General features: G+C 71.5%; 19 protein-coding genes. 9 read left to right on the top strand and 10 right to left on the bottom strand.

What is annotated here, in order from left to right; all coding sequences use genetic code 11:
- Positions 1 to 36: 36 nt before the first annotated feature.
- The gene (locus tag FGF04_RS17790; protein WP_149512219.1) at positions 37 to 975 is read right to left on the bottom strand and encodes a metallophosphoesterase; all 939 of its coding nucleotides are present in this window, start codon (positions 973 to 975) and stop codon (positions 37 to 39) included.
- Between the two features lie 108 nt (positions 976 to 1,083).
- Between FGF04_RS17790 and FGF04_RS17785 the strand changes: the two genes are divergently transcribed.
- Positions 1,084 to 1,548, top strand: coding sequence for a GatB/YqeY domain-containing protein (locus FGF04_RS17785; protein ID WP_149512218.1), 465 nt, complete (start codon positions 1,084 to 1,086; stop codon positions 1,546 to 1,548).
- Positions 1,549 to 1,777: 229 nt separating this feature from the next.
- Here FGF04_RS17785 and FGF04_RS17780 read toward each other — a convergent pair whose 3' ends face one another.
- A complete protein-coding gene (locus tag FGF04_RS17780) occupies positions 1,778 to 4,123 on the bottom strand; it encodes a transglycosylase domain-containing protein (RefSeq protein ID WP_149512217.1) in 2,346 nt (781 codons plus the stop codon).
- A 407-nt stretch (positions 4,124 to 4,530) separates the two neighbouring features.
- Here FGF04_RS17780 and wblA point away from each other — a divergent pair, with 407 nt between their 5' ends.
- Positions 4,531 to 4,869 (top strand): transcriptional regulator WblA, encoded by a 339-nt coding sequence (gene wblA, locus FGF04_RS17770; RefSeq protein WP_055515737.1) that lies wholly within the window; start codon positions 4,531 to 4,533, stop codon positions 4,867 to 4,869.
- Between the two features lie 193 nt (positions 4,870 to 5,062).
- Here wblA and FGF04_RS17765 read toward each other — a convergent pair whose 3' ends face one another.
- Both FGF04_RS17765 and FGF04_RS17760 read right to left on the bottom strand, forming a co-directional pair.
- Positions 5,063 to 6,511 carry an ArsA family ATPase gene (locus tag FGF04_RS17765; RefSeq protein WP_149512216.1) on the bottom strand — a complete coding sequence of 483 codons (1,449 nt, stop codon included), beginning with the start codon at positions 6,509 to 6,511 and terminating at the stop codon, positions 5,063 to 5,065.
- Positions 6,508 to 7,485, bottom strand: a complete 978-nt coding sequence (locus tag FGF04_RS17760; protein WP_149512215.1) for an ArsA family ATPase — start codon at positions 7,483 to 7,485, stop codon at positions 6,508 to 6,510. The genes FGF04_RS17765 and FGF04_RS17760 overlap by 4 nt, the downstream gene beginning before the upstream one ends.
- A gap of 249 nt (positions 7,486 to 7,734) precedes the next feature.
- On the opposite strand from FGF04_RS17760, the gene FGF04_RS17755 reads away from it, so the two are divergent.
- From FGF04_RS17755 to FGF04_RS17740, 4 genes are all read left to right on the top strand, one after another.
- On the top strand, positions 7,735 to 7,896 hold the full coding sequence (locus tag FGF04_RS17755) for a DUF4177 domain-containing protein (protein ID WP_014178397.1): 162 nt from the start codon (positions 7,735 to 7,737) through the stop codon (positions 7,894 to 7,896).
- Complete coding sequence (locus tag FGF04_RS17750) at positions 7,893 to 8,360, top strand: RidA family protein (RefSeq protein WP_149512214.1); 468 nt, start codon at positions 7,893 to 7,895, stop codon at positions 8,358 to 8,360. Before FGF04_RS17755 ends, FGF04_RS17750 begins: the two co-directional genes overlap by 4 nt.
- Positions 8,361 to 8,496: 136 nt before the next feature.
- The gene (locus FGF04_RS17745) at positions 8,497 to 9,366 is read left to right on the top strand and encodes an NUDIX hydrolase (protein WP_149512213.1); all 870 of its coding nucleotides are present in this window, start codon (positions 8,497 to 8,499) and stop codon (positions 9,364 to 9,366) included.
- Positions 9,363 to 10,202 (top strand): MBL fold metallo-hydrolase, encoded by an 840-nt coding sequence (locus FGF04_RS17740; protein WP_149512212.1) that lies wholly within the window; start codon positions 9,363 to 9,365, stop codon positions 10,200 to 10,202. Before FGF04_RS17745 ends, FGF04_RS17740 begins: the two co-directional genes overlap by 4 nt.
- 89 nt (positions 10,203 to 10,291) lie before the next feature.
- Here FGF04_RS17740 and FGF04_RS17735 read toward each other — a convergent pair whose 3' ends face one another.
- Both FGF04_RS17735 and FGF04_RS17725 read right to left on the bottom strand, forming a co-directional pair.
- Positions 10,292 to 10,966: a Crp/Fnr family transcriptional regulator gene (locus FGF04_RS17735; protein WP_016642758.1), complete on the bottom strand. Its 675-nt coding sequence runs from the start codon at positions 10,964 to 10,966 to the stop codon at positions 10,292 to 10,294.
- Positions 10,967 to 11,159: 193 nt separating this feature from the next.
- On the bottom strand, positions 11,160 to 11,906 hold the full coding sequence (locus tag FGF04_RS17725) for a hypothetical protein (RefSeq protein WP_149512210.1): 747 nt from the start codon (positions 11,904 to 11,906) through the stop codon (positions 11,160 to 11,162).
- Between the two features lie 64 nt (positions 11,907 to 11,970).
- Here FGF04_RS17725 and nth point away from each other — a divergent pair, with 64 nt between their 5' ends.
- From nth to FGF04_RS17710, 3 genes are all read left to right on the top strand, one after another.
- Positions 11,971 to 13,074, top strand: coding sequence for an endonuclease III (gene nth / locus FGF04_RS17720; RefSeq protein ID WP_149512209.1), 1,104 nt, complete (start codon positions 11,971 to 11,973; stop codon positions 13,072 to 13,074).
- Positions 13,075 to 13,234: 160 nt separating this feature from the next.
- Positions 13,235 to 13,897: an NUDIX hydrolase gene (locus FGF04_RS17715; protein ID WP_149512346.1), complete on the top strand. Its 663-nt coding sequence runs from the start codon at positions 13,235 to 13,237 to the stop codon at positions 13,895 to 13,897.
- A 120-nt stretch (positions 13,898 to 14,017) separates the two neighbouring features.
- A complete protein-coding gene (locus tag FGF04_RS17710; RefSeq protein ID WP_149512208.1) occupies positions 14,018 to 15,217 on the top strand; it encodes a MarP family serine protease in 1,200 nt (399 codons plus the stop codon).
- A gap of 49 nt (positions 15,218 to 15,266) precedes the next feature.
- Here FGF04_RS17710 and FGF04_RS41120 read toward each other — a convergent pair whose 3' ends face one another.
- The 4 genes from FGF04_RS41120 to nhaA all read right to left on the bottom strand — a co-directional run bounded on the left by FGF04_RS41120 (position 15,267) and on the right by nhaA (position 18,464).
- Positions 15,267 to 15,446, bottom strand: a complete 180-nt coding sequence (locus FGF04_RS41120; protein ID WP_149512207.1) for a hypothetical protein — start codon at positions 15,444 to 15,446, stop codon at positions 15,267 to 15,269.
- 130 nt (positions 15,447 to 15,576) lie between these two features.
- Positions 15,577 to 16,527, bottom strand: coding sequence for an alpha/beta fold hydrolase (locus FGF04_RS17700; protein ID WP_149512206.1), 951 nt, complete (start codon positions 16,525 to 16,527; stop codon positions 15,577 to 15,579).
- Positions 16,524 to 17,012: a phage holin family protein gene (locus FGF04_RS17695; RefSeq protein ID WP_149512205.1), complete on the bottom strand. Its 489-nt coding sequence runs from the start codon at positions 17,010 to 17,012 to the stop codon at positions 16,524 to 16,526. The genes FGF04_RS17700 and FGF04_RS17695 overlap by 4 nt, the downstream gene beginning before the upstream one ends.
- 102 nt (positions 17,013 to 17,114) lie before the next feature.
- Positions 17,115 to 18,464 carry a Na+/H+ antiporter NhaA gene (nhaA, locus tag FGF04_RS17690; protein ID WP_149512345.1) on the bottom strand — a complete coding sequence of 450 codons (1,350 nt, stop codon included), beginning with the start codon at positions 18,462 to 18,464 and terminating at the stop codon, positions 17,115 to 17,117.
- Positions 18,465 to 18,530 lie beyond the last annotated feature (66 nt).

The raw sequence follows: 18,530 nt of genomic DNA, 5'->3' as shown, positions 1-18,530 counted from the left end.
GGGCCCCAGGCCCGCTACGCGCTCCGCTGCGCCCCGCTACGCGCCCGTCGCCTCCGTCAGCGTCAGCAGCGTCGCCTCCGGAGGGCACGCGAACCGTACCGGGGTGTACCTGCTCGTCCCGCAACCCGCCGACACGTGCATGTAGGACGTCCGACCGGACTCCGCCTCCGTGTGCTTGGACAGGCCCTTCACCCGCTCGGTGTCCAGGTCGCAGTTGGTGACCAGGGCCCCGTAGAAGGGGATGCACAGCTGGCCGCCGTGCGTGTGGCCCGCCAGGATCAGCGGGTAGCCGTCCGCGGTGAACGCGTCCAGCGCGCGCAGGTACGGCGCGTGCACGATGCCCAGCGAGACGTCGGCCGAGTCGGACGGGCCGCCGGCCACGCGCGCGTACCGGTCACGCTTGACGTGCGGGTCGTCGAGTCCGGTCAGCTCGATCTCGTGGCCGTCGATCTTCAGCGAGCCCCGGGTGTTCGTCAGGTTCAGCCAGCCCGCGGCGTCGAACCCGTCGCGCAGCTCCTCCCACGGGTTGTGGACCACGTTCGTGGCGGGCGCGTTGCCGTTCAGCCCGTGCCGGCCCTGCACCTTCTCGTACAGGTAGCGGGCGGGGTTGCGCAGCGTGGGCCCGTAGTAGTCGTTCGAGCCGAAGACGTACGCCCCGGGGAACTCCATCAGGGGGCCGAGGGCGTCCATGACCTCCGGCACGCCCTCGGGGTCGGAGAGGTTGTCCCCGGTGTTGATGACGAAGTCGGGGCGCAGCCCGGCCAGCGAACGCAGCCAGCGCTGCTTCTTGCGCTGGCCGCTCACCATGTGGATGTCGGAGACCTGGAGCACGCGCAGGGGCCGCATCCCTGGCGGCAGCACCGGGATCGTCACCCGTCGAAGACGGAACGAGCGGGCCTCGAACCCCGCCGAGTAGAGCAGACCGGCGGCGCCTGCCGCCGCAATTCCCAGGGGTACTCCGTATCGCGCGCGCATGCGTCCATCGTGTCAGACCCCGGCCGGACCGGACCCCGCGGGAGCCCACCGGCCGACCGGGCCCAAAACCACGGGCGGCATGTGCACCACACCTGCGACAATCGCCCCATGACCACGCTCAAGTCGAAGCTGCAGGCAGACCTCAACGCCGCGATCAAGGAGCGCGACGAGCTCCGCTCCTCGACGCTCCGGCTGACCCTCGCCGCGATCCAGAAGGAGGAGGTCGCGGGCAAGGAGAAGCGCGAGCTCTCCGACGACGAGGTGCAGAAGGTGATCGCCAAGGAGGCGAAGAAGCGCCGCGAGGCGGCCGAGGCCTTCGCGCAGGGCGGCCGTGCCGAGTCGGCCGAGCGCGAGAAGGCGGAGGGCGAGGTGCTCGCCGAGTACCTGCCGAAGCAGCTCTCCGACGACGAGCTCCGGCAGATCGTCGCGCAGGCGGTCGAGGAGGCGAAGGCGGCCGGCGCCGAGGGCCCCCGGGCCATGGGCCAGGTCATGAAGATCGTGAACCCGAAGGTGGCCGGTCTGGCCGAGGGCGGCCGCGTCGCCGCCACGGTGAAGAAGCTGCTCGCGGGCTGAGCGACGGGCGCCCCGCGAGGCCGGCCGTGACCTGCGGGGCTGGCCGCGACGTCCGCGACCCGCCACCGCTGTACGCGCCCGCGTCCCCGCGCCCGCACCAGCCGCCGCGCCCACACCCGCCACCGCTGTACGCCGATGGGGGCGCCCCTTGTCACAAGGGGCGCCCCCATCGGCGTACGTGCGTATGCGTCTACGAGACGGAACCCGGCCTACGGCCAGTGAACCCGGCCTACGGCCAGTTCCCCCCGTTCCCGTTCCCCCCGCCGGGCCCGCCGTTGCCGCCATTACCGCCGCCGTCGTTGCCGCCGATCGTCCACTCGTCCGGGATGGAGAAGGTCGGCGTCGGGATCTGGGGTTGACCGGGGCCGCCGTTGTTGCCGCCCCCGTTGTCATTTCCCCGGTTCTCCCCGTTCCCGTTCCCGTTCCCGTTTCCGTTTCCGTCGCCGGGACGGCCGTCGTCGCCGTTGCCCCCGTCGCCACGGCCCTTGTCCCCGTCGTCCTTGGGGTCCGGGATGTCGACGAGGTTGAAGCCGGGGGAGTCCTTGCCCGACAGGGCGCCGGTCATGGCGTCCTTCCAGATCGGTCCCGGCACCGCGCCGCCGAAGACCTTCTCGTGCCACTGCCCGCCGATCGTGATGTTGACCATCTTGACCTTCTGGGTGGCGCTGCCGACCCAGACCGCGCCGGACATGTTCGGCGTGTAGCCGACGAACCAGGCGTTCTTGCGGTAGTCCGTCGTACCGGTCTTGCCGGCGTTGGCGCGGTCGGTGAGACCGGCCTGCTGACCCGTACCGGAGTCGACCACGCCGCTGAGCAGCGTGTTGATGGTGTCCGCGGTGGTCTCCGACATCGCGCGCGAGCACGACGACTTCGGCACCTCCAGGGACTTCTTCTCACCGCCGAGCTGCTGGCTGATCGACGCGATCGCGATCGGCGTGCAGTAGGTGCCGCGGTTGGCGAAGGCGGCGTACGCGCTCGCCATGGTCAGCGGCGAGATACCGGTGGAGCCCAGGGTGAGCGACGAGGGCACCTGGGGCAGCTTGGTGCCGTTGCCCTGCACGACGCCCAGCTTGTCGGTGAGGTTCACGACCGGGCACATGCCGGTGTCTTCGAGCATCTGCACGAAGTACGTGTTGACCGACAGCTCCATGGCCTTCTTGAGCGGGTACGGGCCGACCTCCGACTCGTCCTCGTTCTCGACCTTCGCGTTGCCGCTGTTGCGCCAGGTCTTGCCGTCGCACGCCCGGACGCTGTCGGGGTACGGCATCTCGTACGGCGCCGGATAGACCTGCGTGGGCTGCTTGCCCTCCTCCAGCGCCGCCGCCGCCAGGAACGGCTTGAACGTCGAACCGGTCGGGAAGCCAAAGTTCGAGCCGCCCATGGAGTGGTCGACCGAGTAGTTGATCTCGGTCTCGTTCTTGCCGTAGCCGTACGGCTTCGACTGGCCCATCGCGAGGATCTTGCCGGAGCCGGGCTCGACGAGCGTCGAGGCCGCCGCGACCTTGTCCGTCTTGTTGACGTGGCTCTTGAGCGAGGTCTGGACCGATTTCTGTGCCTGCGGGTCGAGCGTCGTGCGGATCGTCAGACCGCCCTGGTTCCAGACCTTGGCGCGCGCCTTCTGGGTCTTGCCGAAGACCGGGTCGGTCAGGAACACCTCGCGCACGTAGTCGCAGAAGAAGCTGGAGTCCTTGACGGCCGTGATGCAGCCGTTCTTCGGCTTGCTGACCTTCAGGCCGAGCGGCTTCGCCTTCGCCGCGGCGGCCTCCGCCTGCGTGATGTCGTGCACCTCGGCCATGCGCTGCAGCACCACGTTGCGCCGCTTCACGGCCTCGGCCTCGTCGTTGACCGGGTCGTACCGGCTCGGCGACTGGACGATGCCGGCGAGCAGCGCGGCCTCCTGCAGCTCCAGGTCCTTGGCCGACTTGGAGAAGTAGCGCTGGGCGGCGGCCTCCACGCCGTAGGCCTGCTGCCCGAAGAACGTGATGTTCAGGTAGTTCTCGAGGATCTTCTTCTTGCCCAGCTCCTCCTCGACCTGGATCGCGAACTTCAGCTCGCGGACCTTGCGGCCGAGGGTCTGCTGGGTGGCCTGGGCGACCTTCGTCGGGTCGTCGCCGGCCTCCTCCACGAAGACGTTCTTCACGTACTGCTGCGTGAGCGTCGAGGCGCCCTCCGAGACGCCACCGCTCTGCGCGTTCTTGTTGAGGGCGCGCAGGACGCCCTTGAGGTCGACCGCGCCGTGCTCGTAGAAGCGCGCGTCCTCGATCGCGACGATCGCCTTCTGCATGTACGGCGACATGTCCTTGAGGTCGACCACCGTGCGGTCACGCGAGTAGACCGTGGCGATCTGGCCGCCCTGGTTGTCCAGGATCGTGGTGCGCTGGCTCAGTGGCGGCCGCTTCAGGTTGGCCGGGATCTCGTCGAACCCCTCGACCGATCCCTTGGCGGCCAGACCGAGCGCGCCGAACGCCGGCACGGCGATCCCTGCCATGACGGCCCCCGCGAGCACACTGACACCGAGGAACTTGGCGGCCTGCTGCGTGGGAGACAGACCACCGCCCGAGCGCTTTTTTGGCATGAGGGCAGCCTACGTTCTCATTCGCCGGACACGCGTAAGGCATTGGCCTAAGCTGCTCTCAACTGTCACAGCAGTAGGGCCACGTATCAATACGTCCGGCGACCCCGAATCGTTTCGGACCCCACGCGACTTTTTTGTCGAAGACGTGCCCGGATACGCCGTATGTGTCACCCGGCGTCCGTTGTGACACCACTCAATCCTCCCGGTTCGCCGGGAAGGTCACGTATGTCGTCGGGTCACTCCGTTGGGTGATCTGTCGCGTACCCATAGTCCATTCGGACCATTCAAGATTGGGCCCGAAGGGGCTGGTTGACTCTGCCCACCTTCCGTAACGTCCTCAACTGGCGGCGGTGAATATGCCGCTGCCGCCGTGGGGGAGCCTCGATTCGGGAGAGGACGGCGCCGGTATGGGCTGGGTAACCGACTGGAGTGCGCAGGCGGCCTGCCGCACTACCGATCCGGATGAACTGTTCGTGCAGGGAGCAGCGCAGAACAGGGCCAAGGCGGTGTGCACCGGATGTCCGGTGCGTACGGAGTGCCTGGCCGACGCGCTGGACAACCGCGTCGAGTTCGGCGTGTGGGGAGGGATGACGGAGCGGGAGCGCCGCGCACTGCTGCGCAGGCGGCCGACCGTCACCTCCTGGCGCAGGCTGCTCGAAACCGCGCGTACCGAGTACGAGCGGGGGGCGGGGATCCTGCCCCTCGACGAGGAAGAGGTGTACGAGAACTACGCAGCGGTGGGCTGACCGACCGCTGACCGGCTCCCTTCACGCGCACGTTCGTATACGCCGCACGCTTTCGTGTACGTCACGTGCGCGGCGTGCGACGCACGTACCGCATGCGCCGTGTACGTCACGTGTGCCGCGTGCGTCATGTGCGTGCGCACGCACGTGTACGAGCCCCGTGAGCCCGAGGAGACCCAGGGGGCTCCGGAGAGGCTCAGGAGGCTCCGGCCGGTGGGGTACCGGTCGCGAGCCGGTCCCCGATGTCCCGCAGTCCTGTCAGGTCGTGCACGTCGCCGGGCAGCGCGGCCACCTCCGCCACCGCCACCTCCGGGTGGAGCGCGGTGAAGCGGTCGCGTGTGCGCTGCTCGCGGGAGAGCAGCTGCATGCGCTCGGCGTGCAGCCTCAGCAGGCCTGCGGTGAGGTGTGCGACGGTGCGGTCGGTCGTCCCGGGTCCCTCGGCGTCGGTCCGGTCCGCGGCGGGGGAGCCTGCGTCGGAAGCGGGAGCCTCGGGAGCGGTGGTCTCGGGAGCAGCGGTCTCGGTAGCGGGTCCCTCGGTAGCGGGTGGTTCTGAACTGCCGTACGTGTCGGGAGAGTTACGAAGGCCAGCTTTCCCGTCCGCCTGATCCACAATGCGGGCTTCCACAAGATTTTCCGCGGCGGCCAGCGCACGCTCGGCGGACAGCCGGGTGGCACCGCTGCCGTGGACCCGGTTCAGCACGAGACCGGCGAGCGGCATGTCCTCGGCGGCCAGCCGCTCCACGAAGTAGGCCGCCTCGCGCAGCGCGTCCCGCTCCGGGGCCGCGACCACCAGGAACGCCGTGCCGGGCGCCTGGAGCAGCTTGTACGTGGCGTCCGCGCGGGTGCGGAAGCCGCCGAAGGTGGTGTCCATGGCGGCCACGAACGTCTGCACGTCCTTCAGGAGCTGGCCGCCCAGCAGTTTGCCGAGGGTGCCGGTCATCATCGACATCCCGACGTTCAGGAACTTCATCCCGGCCCGGCCGCCCAGCTTCGCCGGCGCGGTCAGCAGCCGGATCAGCTTGCCGTCCAGGAACGACCCGAGCCGCTTCGGGGCGTCCAGGAAGTCGAGGGCCGAGCGCGAGGGCGGCGTGTCGACGACGATGAGGTCCCACTCGTCGCGCGCCCGCAGCTGCCCCAGCTTCTCCATCGCCATGTACTCCTGGGTGCCCGCGAAGCCCGCCGAGAGCGACTGGTAGAACGGGTTGCCCAGGATGGCGGCCGCCCGCTCGCGGTCCGCGTGCGCCTCGACGATCTCGTCGAAGGTGCGCTTCATGTCGAGCATCATCGCGTGCAGCTCGCCGCCCGCGGAGTCGTCGATGCCCTTCACCCGGCGCGGCGTGTTGTCCAGCGCGTCGATGCCCATGGACTGGGCGAGCCTGCGCGCCGGGTCGATGGTGAGGACGACCACCTTGCGGCCGCGCTCGGCGGCCCGCAGGCCCAGGGCCGCCGCGGTGGTGGTCTTGCCGACGCCGCCCGAGCCGCAGCAGACCACGATGCGGGTCCCGGGATCGTCGATCAGGGGATCGACGCCGAGGACGTCCGCCCCCGTGGAGTCGATCGCACGGGCCGGGTCGGACGGATGGGCTGGGTGGGCTGCTGCGCGGCCGGAGGAAGAATCGTTTGCGCGGGCCGGGTCCTGACTCATGAGATCCCTTGCTGACGCAGTTCCGTGGCGAGTTCGTACAGGCCCGCGAGGTCCATCCCCTCGGCGAGCAGCGGCAGTTCGTGCAGCGGCAGGCCCAGGTCCTGCAGGACGGCCCGCTGCTCACGCTCCAGCGCGTGCCGCTCGGCGTACGCGTACGCCTGGTCCAGGAGCGGGTCCACCAGCCGCTCGGCGACCCCGCCGCGGCGCGCACCGCCGAGTCCGGCGGCCGACAGCGACTTGGCGATGGCCGTGCGCGGCGCCTCGCGGGTGAGTTCCAGGTCGGCCTCGTCGAGGATCGCGGGCCGCACCATGTTCACGATGGTCCGCCCCACCGGCAGCCGCGCCGCACGCAGCTCCGCGATGCCGTCGGCGGTCTCCTGGACGGGCATCTCCTCCAGGAGCGTCACCAGGTGCACGGCGGTCTCGGGCGACTTCAGGACCCGCATGACGGCCTGCGCCTGGTTGTGGATCGGGCCGATCTTGGCGAGCCCGGCCACCTCGTCGTTCACGTTGAGGAAGCGGGTGACCCGGCCGGTCGGCGGCGCGTCCATCACCACGTAGTCGTACACGAACCGTCCGCGCTTGTCCTTGCGGCGGACGGCCTCGCAGGCCTTGCCCGTCAGGAGCACGTCCCGCAGGCCCGGCGCGATGGTGGTCGCGAAGTCTATGGCGCCCAGTTTCTTCAGGGCGCGGCCGGCGCCGCCGAGCTTGTAGAACATCTGGAGGTAGTCCAGGAGGGCCAGCTCGGGGTCGATGGCGAGTGCGTACACCTCCCCGCCACCGGGAGCGACGGCGATCTTCCGCTCCTCGTAGGGCAGCGCCTCCGTCTCGAAGAGCTGCGCGATGCCCTGTCTGCCCTCGACCTCGACCAGAAGGGTGCGTTTGCCCTCGGTCGCGAGGGCGAGCGCGAGTGCTGCGGCGACCGTGGTCTTTCCGGTACCGCCCTTGCCGCTGACGACCTGAAGCCTGCTCACGTCTTCGAGCCTAATTCCTCACTCGGTGTCGCGGTGGCCGTGGGTCGGGTTGCGGCGTCCGTGGCCCCGCGGCCCCGGTCCGCGACCGGTGACCCACCGGCCCTGCCTCGCTTCCGGGTGCCCGCGGAGCACCCCGTCCAGTCACCCCGTCCAGTCACCCGTCCAGTCATCGGCCGCCGCGGCGGCTGCGGTGCCGCGGGGGCCGCGGTGCCGCGAGGGCGTGTCGCGCCAGCGGATACAGTCGCCCCCATGACCAAGTGGGAATACGCAACCGTGCCTCTGCTCGTCCACGCCACGAAGCAGATTCTGGACACCTGGGGCGAGGACGGCTGGGAGCTCGTCCAGGTCGTGCCCGGGCCGAACAACCCCGAGCAGCTCGTCGCCTACCTGAAGCGGGAGAAGGCCGCGTGAGCGCGGTCGAGGCGAAGCTTGCGGAACTGGGACTGACCCTGCCGGACGTCGTGCCCCCGCTGGCCGCCTACCAGCCGGCGGTGCGGTCGGGCGTGTACGTGTACACGGCAGGCCAGCTCCCGATGGTGGACGGCAAGCTTCCGCTCACCGGCAAGGTGGGCGCGGAGGTCACGCCGGAGGAGGCCAGGGACCTGGCCCGCATCTGTGCGCTGAACGCCCTCGCGGCGGTCAAGTCGGTCGCGGGCGACCTCGACCGCATCGCGCGCGTGGTGAAGGTCGTGGGCTTCGTCGCCTCGGCCGCCGACTTCACCGGCCAGCCCGCCGTGCTGAACGGCGCGAGCGAGCTGCTGGGCGAGGTCCTCGGCGACAAGGGCGTGCACGCGCGCAGCGCGGTCGGCGTGGCGGTCCTGCCGCTCGACGCGCCCGTGGAGGTCGAGATCCAGGTGGAGCTGACGGAGGCGTAGGCACGCCGCCGTCGGCTGCGGGGTGCCTCTGCAGGATTCCCCCGCAGGCGTCCCCGTAGGCGCCTCCGCCGGTGCCTCCGTGGGGACGTGATGGTCGTCTCTCGAACATCGGCCCGCTCCGGGATAGCCTCCGCCCATGGCGAACGGTCAGTGGTACCCCCCGGAGTGGCCCGAGAGGATCCGCGCACTGGCGGACGGCACGCTCACACCGGTCGCCCCCAGGCGGGCGGCCACCGTGATGCTCCTGAAGGACACCGGCTCCGCCCCCGTCGTACACATGCTGCGCAGACGCGCCTCCATGGCCTTCGCCGGAGGCGCGTACGCGTATCCCGGCGGCGGAGTGGACCCGAGGGACGACGACCGGCACGTGCGCTGGGCGGGCCCCACGCGCGCGTGGTGGGCATCGCGGCTCGACGTCGACGAGGACGCCGCCCAGGCGATCGTCTGCGCGGCGGTCCGCGAGACGTACGAGGAGGCGGGCGTCCTGCTCGCGGGCCCGACGCCGGACACGGTGGTCGGTGACACCACCGGGGACGACTGGGAGGCCGACCGGGCCGCCCTGGTCGCCCGGGAGCTGTCCTTCGCCGAGTTCCTCGACCGCCGCGGGCTCGTCCTGCGCTCCGACCTGCTGGGCGCCTGGACGCGCTGGATCACCCCGGAGTTCGAGCCCCGCCGCTACGACACCTGGTTCTTCGTGGCCGCGCTGCCCCAGGGGCAGCGCACCCGCAACGCCTCCACGGAGGCCGACCGCACCGTCTGGATCCGCCCCGCCGAGGCGGTGGCCGGCTACGAGCGCGGCGAGCTGCTGATGATGCCGCCCACCCTGGCGACCCTGCGTCAGATCGGCGCGTACGCGAGCGCCGCCGAGGCCCTCGCGGCAGCAGCCGGACGGGACCTGACCCCGGTCCTGGCCCGGGCCCGGCTGGAAGGCGGCGAGCTGGTCCTCAGCTGGCCGGGCCACGACGAGTTCACCAAACACATCCCGACGGGTGGAGCCTCCGCATGACCGACGCAGCAGCCCTCCCCGGCCAGCCGCGGGGCGGGGTGCTCTCCGGCCCCGCCACCGAGCGCGCCGTCAACGTCCTCGCCCCGAACGCCTCCGCGATGACCCTGGACGGCACGAACACCTGGATCCTGGCCGAGCCCGGCTCCGAGCTCGCGGTGGTGGTCGATCCGGGCCCCCTGGACGACGTGCACCTGCGCAACGTCGTCGACACGGCGGAGAGGGCCGGCAGGCGGATCGCCCTGACCCTGCTCACGCACGGGCATCCGGACCACGCCGAGGGCGCGGCGCGGTTCGCGCAGCTCACGGGGACGAAGGTGCGGGCGCTCGACCCGGCGCTGCGGCTCGGCGACGAGGGGCTGGCCGCCGGGAACGTGGTCACGGTGGGCGGCCTCGAACTGGTGGTCGTGCCGACGCCGGGGCACACCGCCGACTCGCTCTGCTTCCACCTGCCCGCCGATGGAGCGGTGCTGACCGGCGACACGGTGCTGGGCCGGGGCACCACGGTCGTGGCCCACCCCGACGGGCGTCTGGGCGACTACCTGGACTCGCTGCGGCGGCTCAGGTCCCTGACGGTCGACGACGGCGTGCACACGGTCCTGCCGGGCCACGGGCCCGTCCTGGAGGACGCGCAGGGCGTCGTCGAGTTCTACCTCGCTCACCGGGCCCACCGGCTCGCCCAGGTCGAGACGGCCGTCGAGGACGGCTACGCGGACCCGTCCCAGGTCGTCGCGCACGTCTACGCGGACGTCGACCGCTCCTTGTGGCCGGCGGCGGAGCTGTCGGTACGGGCCCAGCTGGACTACCTCCGGGACCACGGGCTCATCGGCCGCGAGTGAGGCACGCCGTACGGAGAGAAGGGCCCCGCCGGGTGTGGCGGGGCCCTTCTCCGTGTCTTCGTCTTCGGGAAGACGTGCCGTACGGCCGGCTAGCGCGAGCGCTTCGCGAGGCGCTCCACGTCCAGCAGGATGACCGCGCGGGCCTCCAGCCGGAGCCAGCCGCGGCCGGCGAAGTCCGCGAGCGCCTTGTTGACCGTCTCGCGGGAGGCGCCGACCAGCTGGGCCAGCTCCTCCTGTGTCAGGTCGTGCACGACGTGGATGCCCTCCTCGGACTGCACGCCGAAGCGGCGCGAGAGGTCCAGGAGCGCCCGGGCGACGCGGCCCGGCACGTCGGAGAAGACCAGGTCCGACATCTGGTCGTTGGTCTTGCGCAGCCGCCGGGCGACGGCGCGCAGCAGAGCGGCGGCCACCTCGGGCCGCGCGTTCAGCCAGGGCTGGAGGTCGCCGTGGCCGAGACCCAGCAGCTTCACCTCGGTCAGCGCGGAGGCGGTCGCCGTGCGCGGGCCGGGGTCGAACAGCGACAGCTCGCCGATGAGCTCGCCGGGGCCGAGGACTGCCAGCATGTTCTCGCGGCCGTCGGGGGATGTGCGGTGGAGCTTCACCTTGCCCTCGGTGACCACGTAGAGGCGGTCTCCGGGGTCGCCTTCGTGAAAGAGCGCGTCGCCCCGTGCGAGGGTCACCTCACTCATGGAGGCGCGGAGCTCCGCGGCCTGCTCGTCATCGAGCGCCGCGAAGAGCGGGGCGCGCCGCAGAACGTCGTCCACGAGTTCTCTCCTTGTCGACCTGCTCAGGGGATCTTGTTTCCCGGTGTACCAGGGGTCCGTGTTCCCCGTTTTGCGGGACGGTCCAAACAGTGTGATCAGTCACAAGTCTGCCGCACCGGCGTGTCCCGCAGTGCGGCAGGGGGCCAATTGGAGGCTGATCCATGGCGACCGGGGCAGATGTCGGCGGTGAGCTCTAGGCTGGCCGGGTGTCCAAATCGCCGGTGAGAGCACAGGCCAAGGGGGCTGGGCGCGTGGGTGTACGTCGCGATTCCGCTGTGGGCGAACAGGACTCCGGTGGGGCGAAGAAAACGACAAAACCGGCGGTGCCGGGGCCGGTGAGGAGCGCGGCCGGGGCCGCCGGACAGGCCGTGGGAGCGGCCGCCTCGAAGATGGCCGCGGCCGCGAAGAAGGTGGCGGCCACGAAGAAGGCGGCCGCGGCAAGAAGAACGGCCCGCAGATCCGCGCCGGCCGAGCCCGCCTCGGCCGAACCGGCGCCGTCCCGGCCCGCGCTGGCCGAGTCCGCCTTGGCCGAGCCCACATCCGCCGAGTCAGTGGCGGTCGAGCAGGCGCCGGTCGAGGTGGAATCGGCCGGGTCCGTGCCGACCGAGTCGGCGTCCACCGAGTCTGCGGCAGCCGCACCAACCTCGGTCGAGCCCGCACCGGCCAAGCCCGCACCTGTCGAGCCGGCACCGGTCGGGCCCGCGTCGACCGAACCCGCGCCTGCCGGATCCGCCCCGGCGAACACGCCGGTCAACGCTCCTCCCGCCGGGAAGCCCGCCAAAGAGGCACCCGCCGGGAAGACCGCCGCCGGTGAGGCCGGAAGATCCGGTTCGGCCGCGCAGGCCGGGGCAGTCGTGAAAAGGGCGACCTCGGCCGTGCGGCCCGCCTCCGCCAAGAGGCCCGTACCCGCGAAGGCGGCCACCGGCAGGGCCGCGCCCACGAAGAAGTCAGCTCCCGCCAAGGGGACCCCACCGGCTGCGAAGCCCCCGTCCGCCAGGAAAGCCGTGTCCGCGAAGAAGACCGTGTCCGCCGCCGAGGAAGCCGCGCCCGCGAAGGCGGCCGCGCCCACCAAGAAGACGGCGCCCGCCAAGAAGACCGCCTCCGCCAAGAAGGCCGCATCCGTAAAGAAGACGGCATCCGCGAAGACGACCCCGCCCGCGAAGAAGGTGGCCCCCGCCAAAAAGACGGCCCCCGCCAAAAAGACGACGGCGACCAAGAAGACGGCGCCCGTCAAGAAAAACGTCTCCGCCGAGCAGCCCACCGACGGCGAGGCCGCCGCGCCGCCCCGGAACGAGTCGCGTACCGCTCTCGTCCGGCGGGCCCGGCGCATCAACCGGGAGCTCGGGGAGGTGTACCCGTACGCCCACCCGGAGCTGGACTTCGAGAACCCCTTCCAACTGGTGGTCGCCACCGTCCTGTCGGCGCAGACGACCGACCTGAGGGTCAACCAGACGACACCCGCGCTCTTCGCGAAGTACCCCACGCCCGAGGACCTGGCGGCGGCGGACCCGGAGGACGTCGAGGAGATCCTGCGGCCCACCGGGTTCTTCCGGTCCAAGACCAGGTCGGTGATGGGCCTCTCCAAGGCCCTGCGGGACGACTTCGGCGGCGAGGTCCCGGGCCGCCTCGAAGACCTCGTCAAGCTGCCCGGCGTCGGCCGCAAGACCGCCTTCGTGGTCCTCGGGAACGCCTTCGGCCGCCCCGGCATCACCGTGGACACCCACTTCCAGCGGCTCGTACGGCGCTGGCGGTGGACCGCCGAGAAGGAGCCCGAGAAGATCGAGGCGGCGGTCAGCGAGCTCTTCCCGAAGAGCGACTGGACGATGCTGTCGCACCACGTGATCTTCCACGGCCGCCGCATCTGCCACGCCCGCAAGCCCGCCTGCGGCGCCTGCCCCATCGCCCCGCTCTGCCCGGCCTACGGGGAGGGCGAGACGGACCCGGAGAAGGCGAAGAAGCTGCTGAAGTACGAGAAGGGCGGCTTTCCGGGCCAGCGTCTCAACCCCCCGCAGTCCTATCTGGACGCCGGCGGCATCCCGGCCCCGCCGCTCGGGGCGACCGCACCCGACACCCCCGCGTCAGGTTCACCCGCGCGGGGCAGGGGATGACGGAACGAATCACGGCGCCGCGGGCGTTGAGAGCAGATGAACGGGGGTGGCGATGACGCGCGCGAGCCACACGCAGGACACGCACCGCACGATGCAGGACACGCATGACCCGCACGACCCGCATGACCCGCACGATCCGCAGGACCCGCAGGACAGCGGCCTGGTCCTCTCCACGGCCGGACTGCCCGGCTGGCTGGACCCGGTGGTGCACGCCGTCGAGACGGTCCAGCCCCGCCAGCTGAGCCGCTTCCTGCCGCCGGAGGACGGCGCGGGACGCCAGTCGGCCGTGCTGATCCTCTTCGGCGAGGGCGAGCGCGGCCCCGAGCTGCTGCTCATGGAGCGCGCCACATCACTGAGGTCGCACGCGGGACAGCCCGCCTTCCCCGGCGGCGCCCTCGACCCCGAGGACGGCGACCCGGCGACCGACGGGCCCCTGCGGGCCGCCCTGCGCGAGGCGCAGGAGGAGACCGGGCTCGACCCCCGCGGCGTGCAGCTCTTCGGCGTGCTGCCGAAGCTCTACATCCCGGTGAGCGGCTTCGTGGTCACCCCGGTCCTCGGCTGGTGGCGCGAGCCGACACCGGTCGGCGTGGTCGATCCGGCCGAGACCGCGCGGGTCTTCACCGTCCCCGTGGCGGATCTCACGGACCCCGCCAACCGCGCGACGGCGGTCCACCCCCGGGGCCACTCGGGCCCGGCATTCCTGGTCGAATCGGCCCTGGTGTGGGGCTTCACCGCCGGAATCATCGACCGCCTGCTGCACTACGCGAAGTGGGAACGTCCCTGGGACCGCGACAAGCAGGTCCCGCTCGACTGGCGCGCATGACAGGGTGGCCCCTGTGCTGTGTCCTGCCGGAGGGCTCCGTGGCCCCCTGCCGCCGTACGGCGGGCCGGCCCCCGGGTCGGGACGTGGCTACCGCAAAGTGATGAGGCGAGGCTGGAAGCAGTGAACGTGCTGGACATCCTGTTGCTGGTCGCCGCCGTGTGGTTCGCGATCGTGGGCTACCGACAGGGCTTCGTCGTCGGCATCCTGTCGGTGATCGGTTTCCTCGGCGGCGGCCTGGTCGCCGTCTACCTCCTGCCCGTCGTCTGGGACGCGGTGACCGACGACGCGGAGGTGGGTACGACCGCCGCCGTCGTCGCCGTGATCGTGGTCATCGTCTGCGCCTCCGTCGGCCAGGCCCTCACGACCCACCTCGGCAACAAGCTGCGCCGGTACATCACCTGGTCCCCGGCCCGCGCCCTGGACGCCACGGGCGGCGCCCTCGTCAACGTCGTGGCGATGCTCCTCGTCGCCTGGCTGATCGGTTCGGCCCTCGCCGGTACGACGCTGCCGACGCTCGGCACGGAGGTCCGCGAGTCGAAGGTGCTGCACGGGGTGGCGGACGCGCTGCCCGACCAGGCCGACACCTGGTTCGACGACTTCTCCTCGGTCCTCGCGCAGAACGGCTTCCCGCAGGTCTTCAGCCCCTTCTCGGACGAGCAGATCGACCAGGTGCCCGCCCCGGACCCGGCCCTCGCGACGAGCCCGGTGGCCGCCCGCGCCCAGCGCTCCATCGTCAAGGTGACCGGCACCGCGCAGAGCTGCGGCAAGGTCCTGGAGGGCACCGGCTTCGTCTTCGGGCAGCGCCGCGTGATGACCAACGCCCACGTGGTGGGCGGGGTGGACGAGCCGTACGTCCAGATAGGCGGCGAGGGCGAGCGGCACGCGGCGAAGGTCGTGCTCTACGACTGGAAGCGCGACATCGCCGTGCTCGACGTGCCCGACCTGCGGGCGCCCGTCCTGCAGTTCGCCGGCCGCGAGGCGGTCCGGGAGGACGGCGCGATCGTCGCGGGCTTCCCGGAGAACGGCTCGTACACGGTCAACGCGGCGCGCGTGCGCGGCTCCATCACCGCCAACGGCCCGGACATCTACCACCGGGGCACCGTGCAGCGGGAGGTGTACTCGCTCTTCGCGACCGTGCGCCAGGGCAACTCCGGCGGCCCCCTGCTCACCCCGGACGGCAAGGTGTACGGCGTGGTGTTCGCGAAGTCCCTCGACGACCCCGACACCGGTTACGCGCTCACCGTGGACGAGGTCCGGGAGGACATCCTCAAGGGCCGCACCGCCAACCAGCAGGTGGACAGCGACAGCTGCGCACTCTAGGTCCGCGTACTCCGATCCGCGTGCTCACGCGGGTGGGGGCGCGGGCGGCTCAGCCGCGGGGATGACGCAGCCGTGCCGAGACCCAGCGGGCCCGGCGCCGCAGGATGCGTGGAATTCCCAGCCGGGGATCTGTGCCCTGCAGCTGKGGGGTACCCCTCCGGGGGGAACTCGGCCCGCCGATCGAGCGGCGGTTGCGTGTGGCGTCACTGTAGTCGTGCGTCCAGCCCATACCCCGACGTCTGCCCCCGCCCCAAGGTCGATAACCGCTCCCACGCCCCCCAATTGGCCTATGCGCGAGGCAATTGGCGTTCGTAGAACAGGCGTTCAGGAGATTCGTGGGGCCCGTGGTGCGGAAGGGCTCAGCGGTCCGGTTCGGGGTCCTTGAGCCAGTTCACCAGCTCCGTGGAGAACGCCACCGGGTCCTCCTCGTGCGGGAAGTGCCCGAGCCCGTCGAACAGCCGCCAGCGGTAGGGCGCTTCGACGTACTCGCCGGATCCCGCCGCGCTGCGCGTGCGCATCACCGGGTCGAGCGAGCCGTGCAGGTGCAGCGTCGGCACCCGCACCGGCCGCTTCATGCGCCGGTTGAACTGGATGCCGTCGGGACGGGCCATCGAGCGGACCATCCAGCGGTACGGCTCGACCGAGCAGTGCGCCGTCGAGGGGATGAGCATCGCCCGCCGGTACGTCTCCACGACGTCGTCGTCCGGCTGCCGCGGCCCCGACCAGTCCCGGACGAGCCGGCCGACCAACGCGCCCTCGTCGGCGACCAGCCGGCGCTCCGGGATCCACGGCCGCTGGAAGCCCCAGACGTACGAACCGGCCGCGGTCTGCTTGCGGTCCGACAGCATCGCCGAGCGCCAGCGCCGGGGGTGCGGCATCGAGGAGACCACGAGCCGGCGCACCAGCTTGGGGCGCATCACGGCCGCCGTCCACGCCAGGTAGCCGCCCAGGTCGTGGCCGACCAGCGCGGCGTCGGGCTCGCCGAGGGAGCGGATTACCCCGGTGATGTCCAGCGCGAGGTTGGCCGGGTCGTAGCCGCGCGGGGTGCGGTCGCTGCCGCCGACGCCCCGCAGGTCCATGGCGACCGCGCGGAAGCCCGCCTCGGAGAGCGCCACCAGCTGGTGCCGCCAGGTCCACCAGAACTGCGGGAAGCCGTGCAGCAGCAGGACCAGCGGACCGTCACCCGTCTCGGCGATGTGGAAGCGCGCGCCGTTCGCGGCGACGTCCCGGTGGATCACCTCTTTCGCGCCGGGCACGTCGAGCCGTACGACAGAGGTGGGTTGCGCCGGCGATGGGGCGGAATCCGTCATGAGGACGAGCGTGCCACAGCCTCGACTCCGTCACCGACCCGGTCCAGCGGGGCCACCGGCCGGGGGTGGGGCTTCGCGTGCTGCAGCACGGCCGCCGACTCCTTGACCGAGGCCGCGGTCTTCTGCGGGCCCTTGCCCTTCTTGGCCTTCTTCGCGAAGACCACGCCGATCAGCGCGAGCACCGCGGCGACCAGCACGTTCGCGGCGAACGACAGCAGGAAGCAGACGGCCATGTTCCAGCCGCTCCAGGTGCGGATGCCGTACGCCAGTGCGAAGCTCAGCATCGGCAGGGAGAAGATCAGCACGGCGCCGGCCGCGCTGAACGCGCCCCCGCCGACCGCTCCCTTCTTGACGTCCCGCTTGAGCTGAGCCTTCGCCAGCGCGATCTCGTCATGCACCAGTGCGGACAGCTCGGTCGTCGCCGAGGCGACCAGCTGGCCGATGCTGCGTTCGGCGCCGACCGGGCTGCCGTCGGGTGCGCTCATCGCGTTCTCCCTGTTGTCTTGTCGCCGTTGTCTTGCTCGTCTTTGTCCGGCGCGGTGGGCGTCTTGCGTGCGGGCCGTACGTTTCGGACCGTGTGTGTCAGATCATGCCGGACCGTCGTGCTCCTCGCCTGCCCCGCCCGTCACTTCGGCAAGCCTTCGGTGTTCGGCGGCCTTGCGCTCGTAGATCTCGGCCATGCGCAGGTGGTAGGCGGGGTCGCTCTGCTCGTACACGTCGGGGACGCCGGAGCGGTCCTCGTCGCGCTCCTCTTCCTCCCAGAGCCGACGGTACTTACTGTTGCGGATCTTCAGCAGTACGCCCGACAGCACGGTGGCGATCAGGGAGCCCGTCAGGACGGCGGCCTTGACGCCGTCGGTGAGCGCCGGGTCGTCCGTGAAGGCGAGTTCGCCGATGAGCAGCGACACGGTGAAGCCGATGCCCGCGAGCGAGGCGACGGCGAAGACGTCCGGCCAGGCGAGGTCGTCGGAGAGCGACGCCCTGGTGAAACGGACCGTCAGCCAGGTGCCGCCGAAGATCCCGACCGCCTTGCCGACGACGAGTCCGAGCACCACGCCGAGGGTCTCCGGCCGGCCGAACACGTCCGCGAGCGCGCCGCCCGACACCGTCACCCCGGCGCTGAACAGCGCGAACAGCGGCACGGCCAGGCCCGCCGAGAGCGGGTGCACGAGGTGCTCGACGCGCTCGCCGGGGGACTCGCCCTCGCCCTCGCGGGGGGTGCAGCGCAGCATCAGGCCCATCGCGACGCCGGCGACGGTGGCGTGGATGCCGCTGTTGTACATCAGGCCCCAGACGACCAGGGCGAGCGGCACGTACACGTACCAGCCGCGGACGCCCTTCCTGAGCAGCAGCCACAGGACGGCGAGACCGGCGACGGCGCCGCCGAGCGCGGCGAAGTCCAGGTCGTCGGTGAAGAAGAGCGCGATGATCAGGATCGCGAAGAGGTCGTCGACGACGGCGAGGGTGAGCAGGAAGGCGCGCAGGGCGCTCGGCAGCGAGGTGCCGAGGACGGCGAGGACGGCGAGCGCGAAGGCGATGTCGGTCGCGGTGGGCACGGCCCAGCCGGCGAGCGAGCCGCCGCCGGTGACGGCGACCAGGGTGTAGACCAGCGCGGGGACGGCCATCCCGCAGAGCGCGGCGACGACGGGGAGCGCGGCGGCCCGCGGGTCCTTGAGGTCACCCGCGACCAGCTCGCGCTTGAGCTCGACGCCGGCGACGAAGAAGAAGACCGCGAGGAGCCCGTCGGCGGCCCAGTGCTGGACGGAGAGGTCCAGGCCGAGCGCGGCGGGCCCGAAGTGGAAGTCCCGCACGGACTCGTAGCTCTCCCGGGCCGGGGTGTTCGCCCAGATCAGCGCGGCGACGGCGGCGAGGAGCAGGAGGACGCCGCCGACCGTCTCGGTGCGCAGCGCGTCCGCGACGGAGTTCCGTTCGGGCAGCGAGAGCCGTCCGAGGACGGTGCGCCCTCCCGCGTTCCTGCGGTCGGGTGCGGGGGAGGGGGAGGG

The sequence above is a fragment of the Streptomyces apricus genome, assembly GCF_008369065.1.
GTDB classification, from domain to species: domain Bacteria; phylum Actinomycetota; class Actinomycetes; order Streptomycetales; family Streptomycetaceae; genus Streptomyces; species Streptomyces apricus.
Note: the sequence above shows the minus strand (reverse complement) of the source record. Positions and strands in the feature narration are given on the sequence as shown.

Excerpts from the sequence above, each read along its gene's own strand:
- FGF04_RS17790 (WP_149512219.1), bottom strand. The coding sequence starts at position 975 with ATGCGCGCGCGATACGGAGTACCCCTGGGAATTGCGGCGGCAGGCGCC.
- FGF04_RS17780 (WP_149512217.1), bottom strand. The coding sequence starts at position 4,123 with ATGCCAAAAAAGCGCTCGGGCGGTGGTCTGTCTCCCACGCAGCAGGCC.
- FGF04_RS17785 (WP_149512218.1), top strand. The coding sequence starts at position 1,084 with ATGACCACGCTCAAGTCGAAGCTGCAGGCAGACCTCAACGCCGCGATC.
- FGF04_RS17765 (WP_149512216.1), bottom strand. The coding sequence starts at position 6,511 with ATGAGTCAGGACCCGGCCCGCGCAAACGATTCTTCCTCCGGCCGCGCA.
- wblA (WP_055515737.1), top strand. The coding sequence starts at position 4,531 with ATGGGCTGGGTAACCGACTGGAGTGCGCAGGCGGCCTGCCGCACTACC.
- FGF04_RS17745 (WP_149512213.1), top strand. The coding sequence starts at position 8,497 with ATGGCGAACGGTCAGTGGTACCCCCCGGAGTGGCCCGAGAGGATCCGC.
- FGF04_RS17755 (WP_014178397.1), top strand. The coding sequence starts at position 7,735 with ATGACCAAGTGGGAATACGCAACCGTGCCTCTGCTCGTCCACGCCACG.
- FGF04_RS17740 (WP_149512212.1), top strand. The coding sequence starts at position 9,363 with ATGACCGACGCAGCAGCCCTCCCCGGCCAGCCGCGGGGCGGGGTGCTC.
- FGF04_RS17700 (WP_149512206.1), bottom strand. The coding sequence starts at position 16,527 with ATGACGGATTCCGCCCCATCGCCGGCGCAACCCACCTCTGTCGTACGG.
- FGF04_RS17695 (WP_149512205.1), bottom strand. The coding sequence starts at position 17,012 with ATGAGCGCACCCGACGGCAGCCCGGTCGGCGCCGAACGCAGCATCGGC.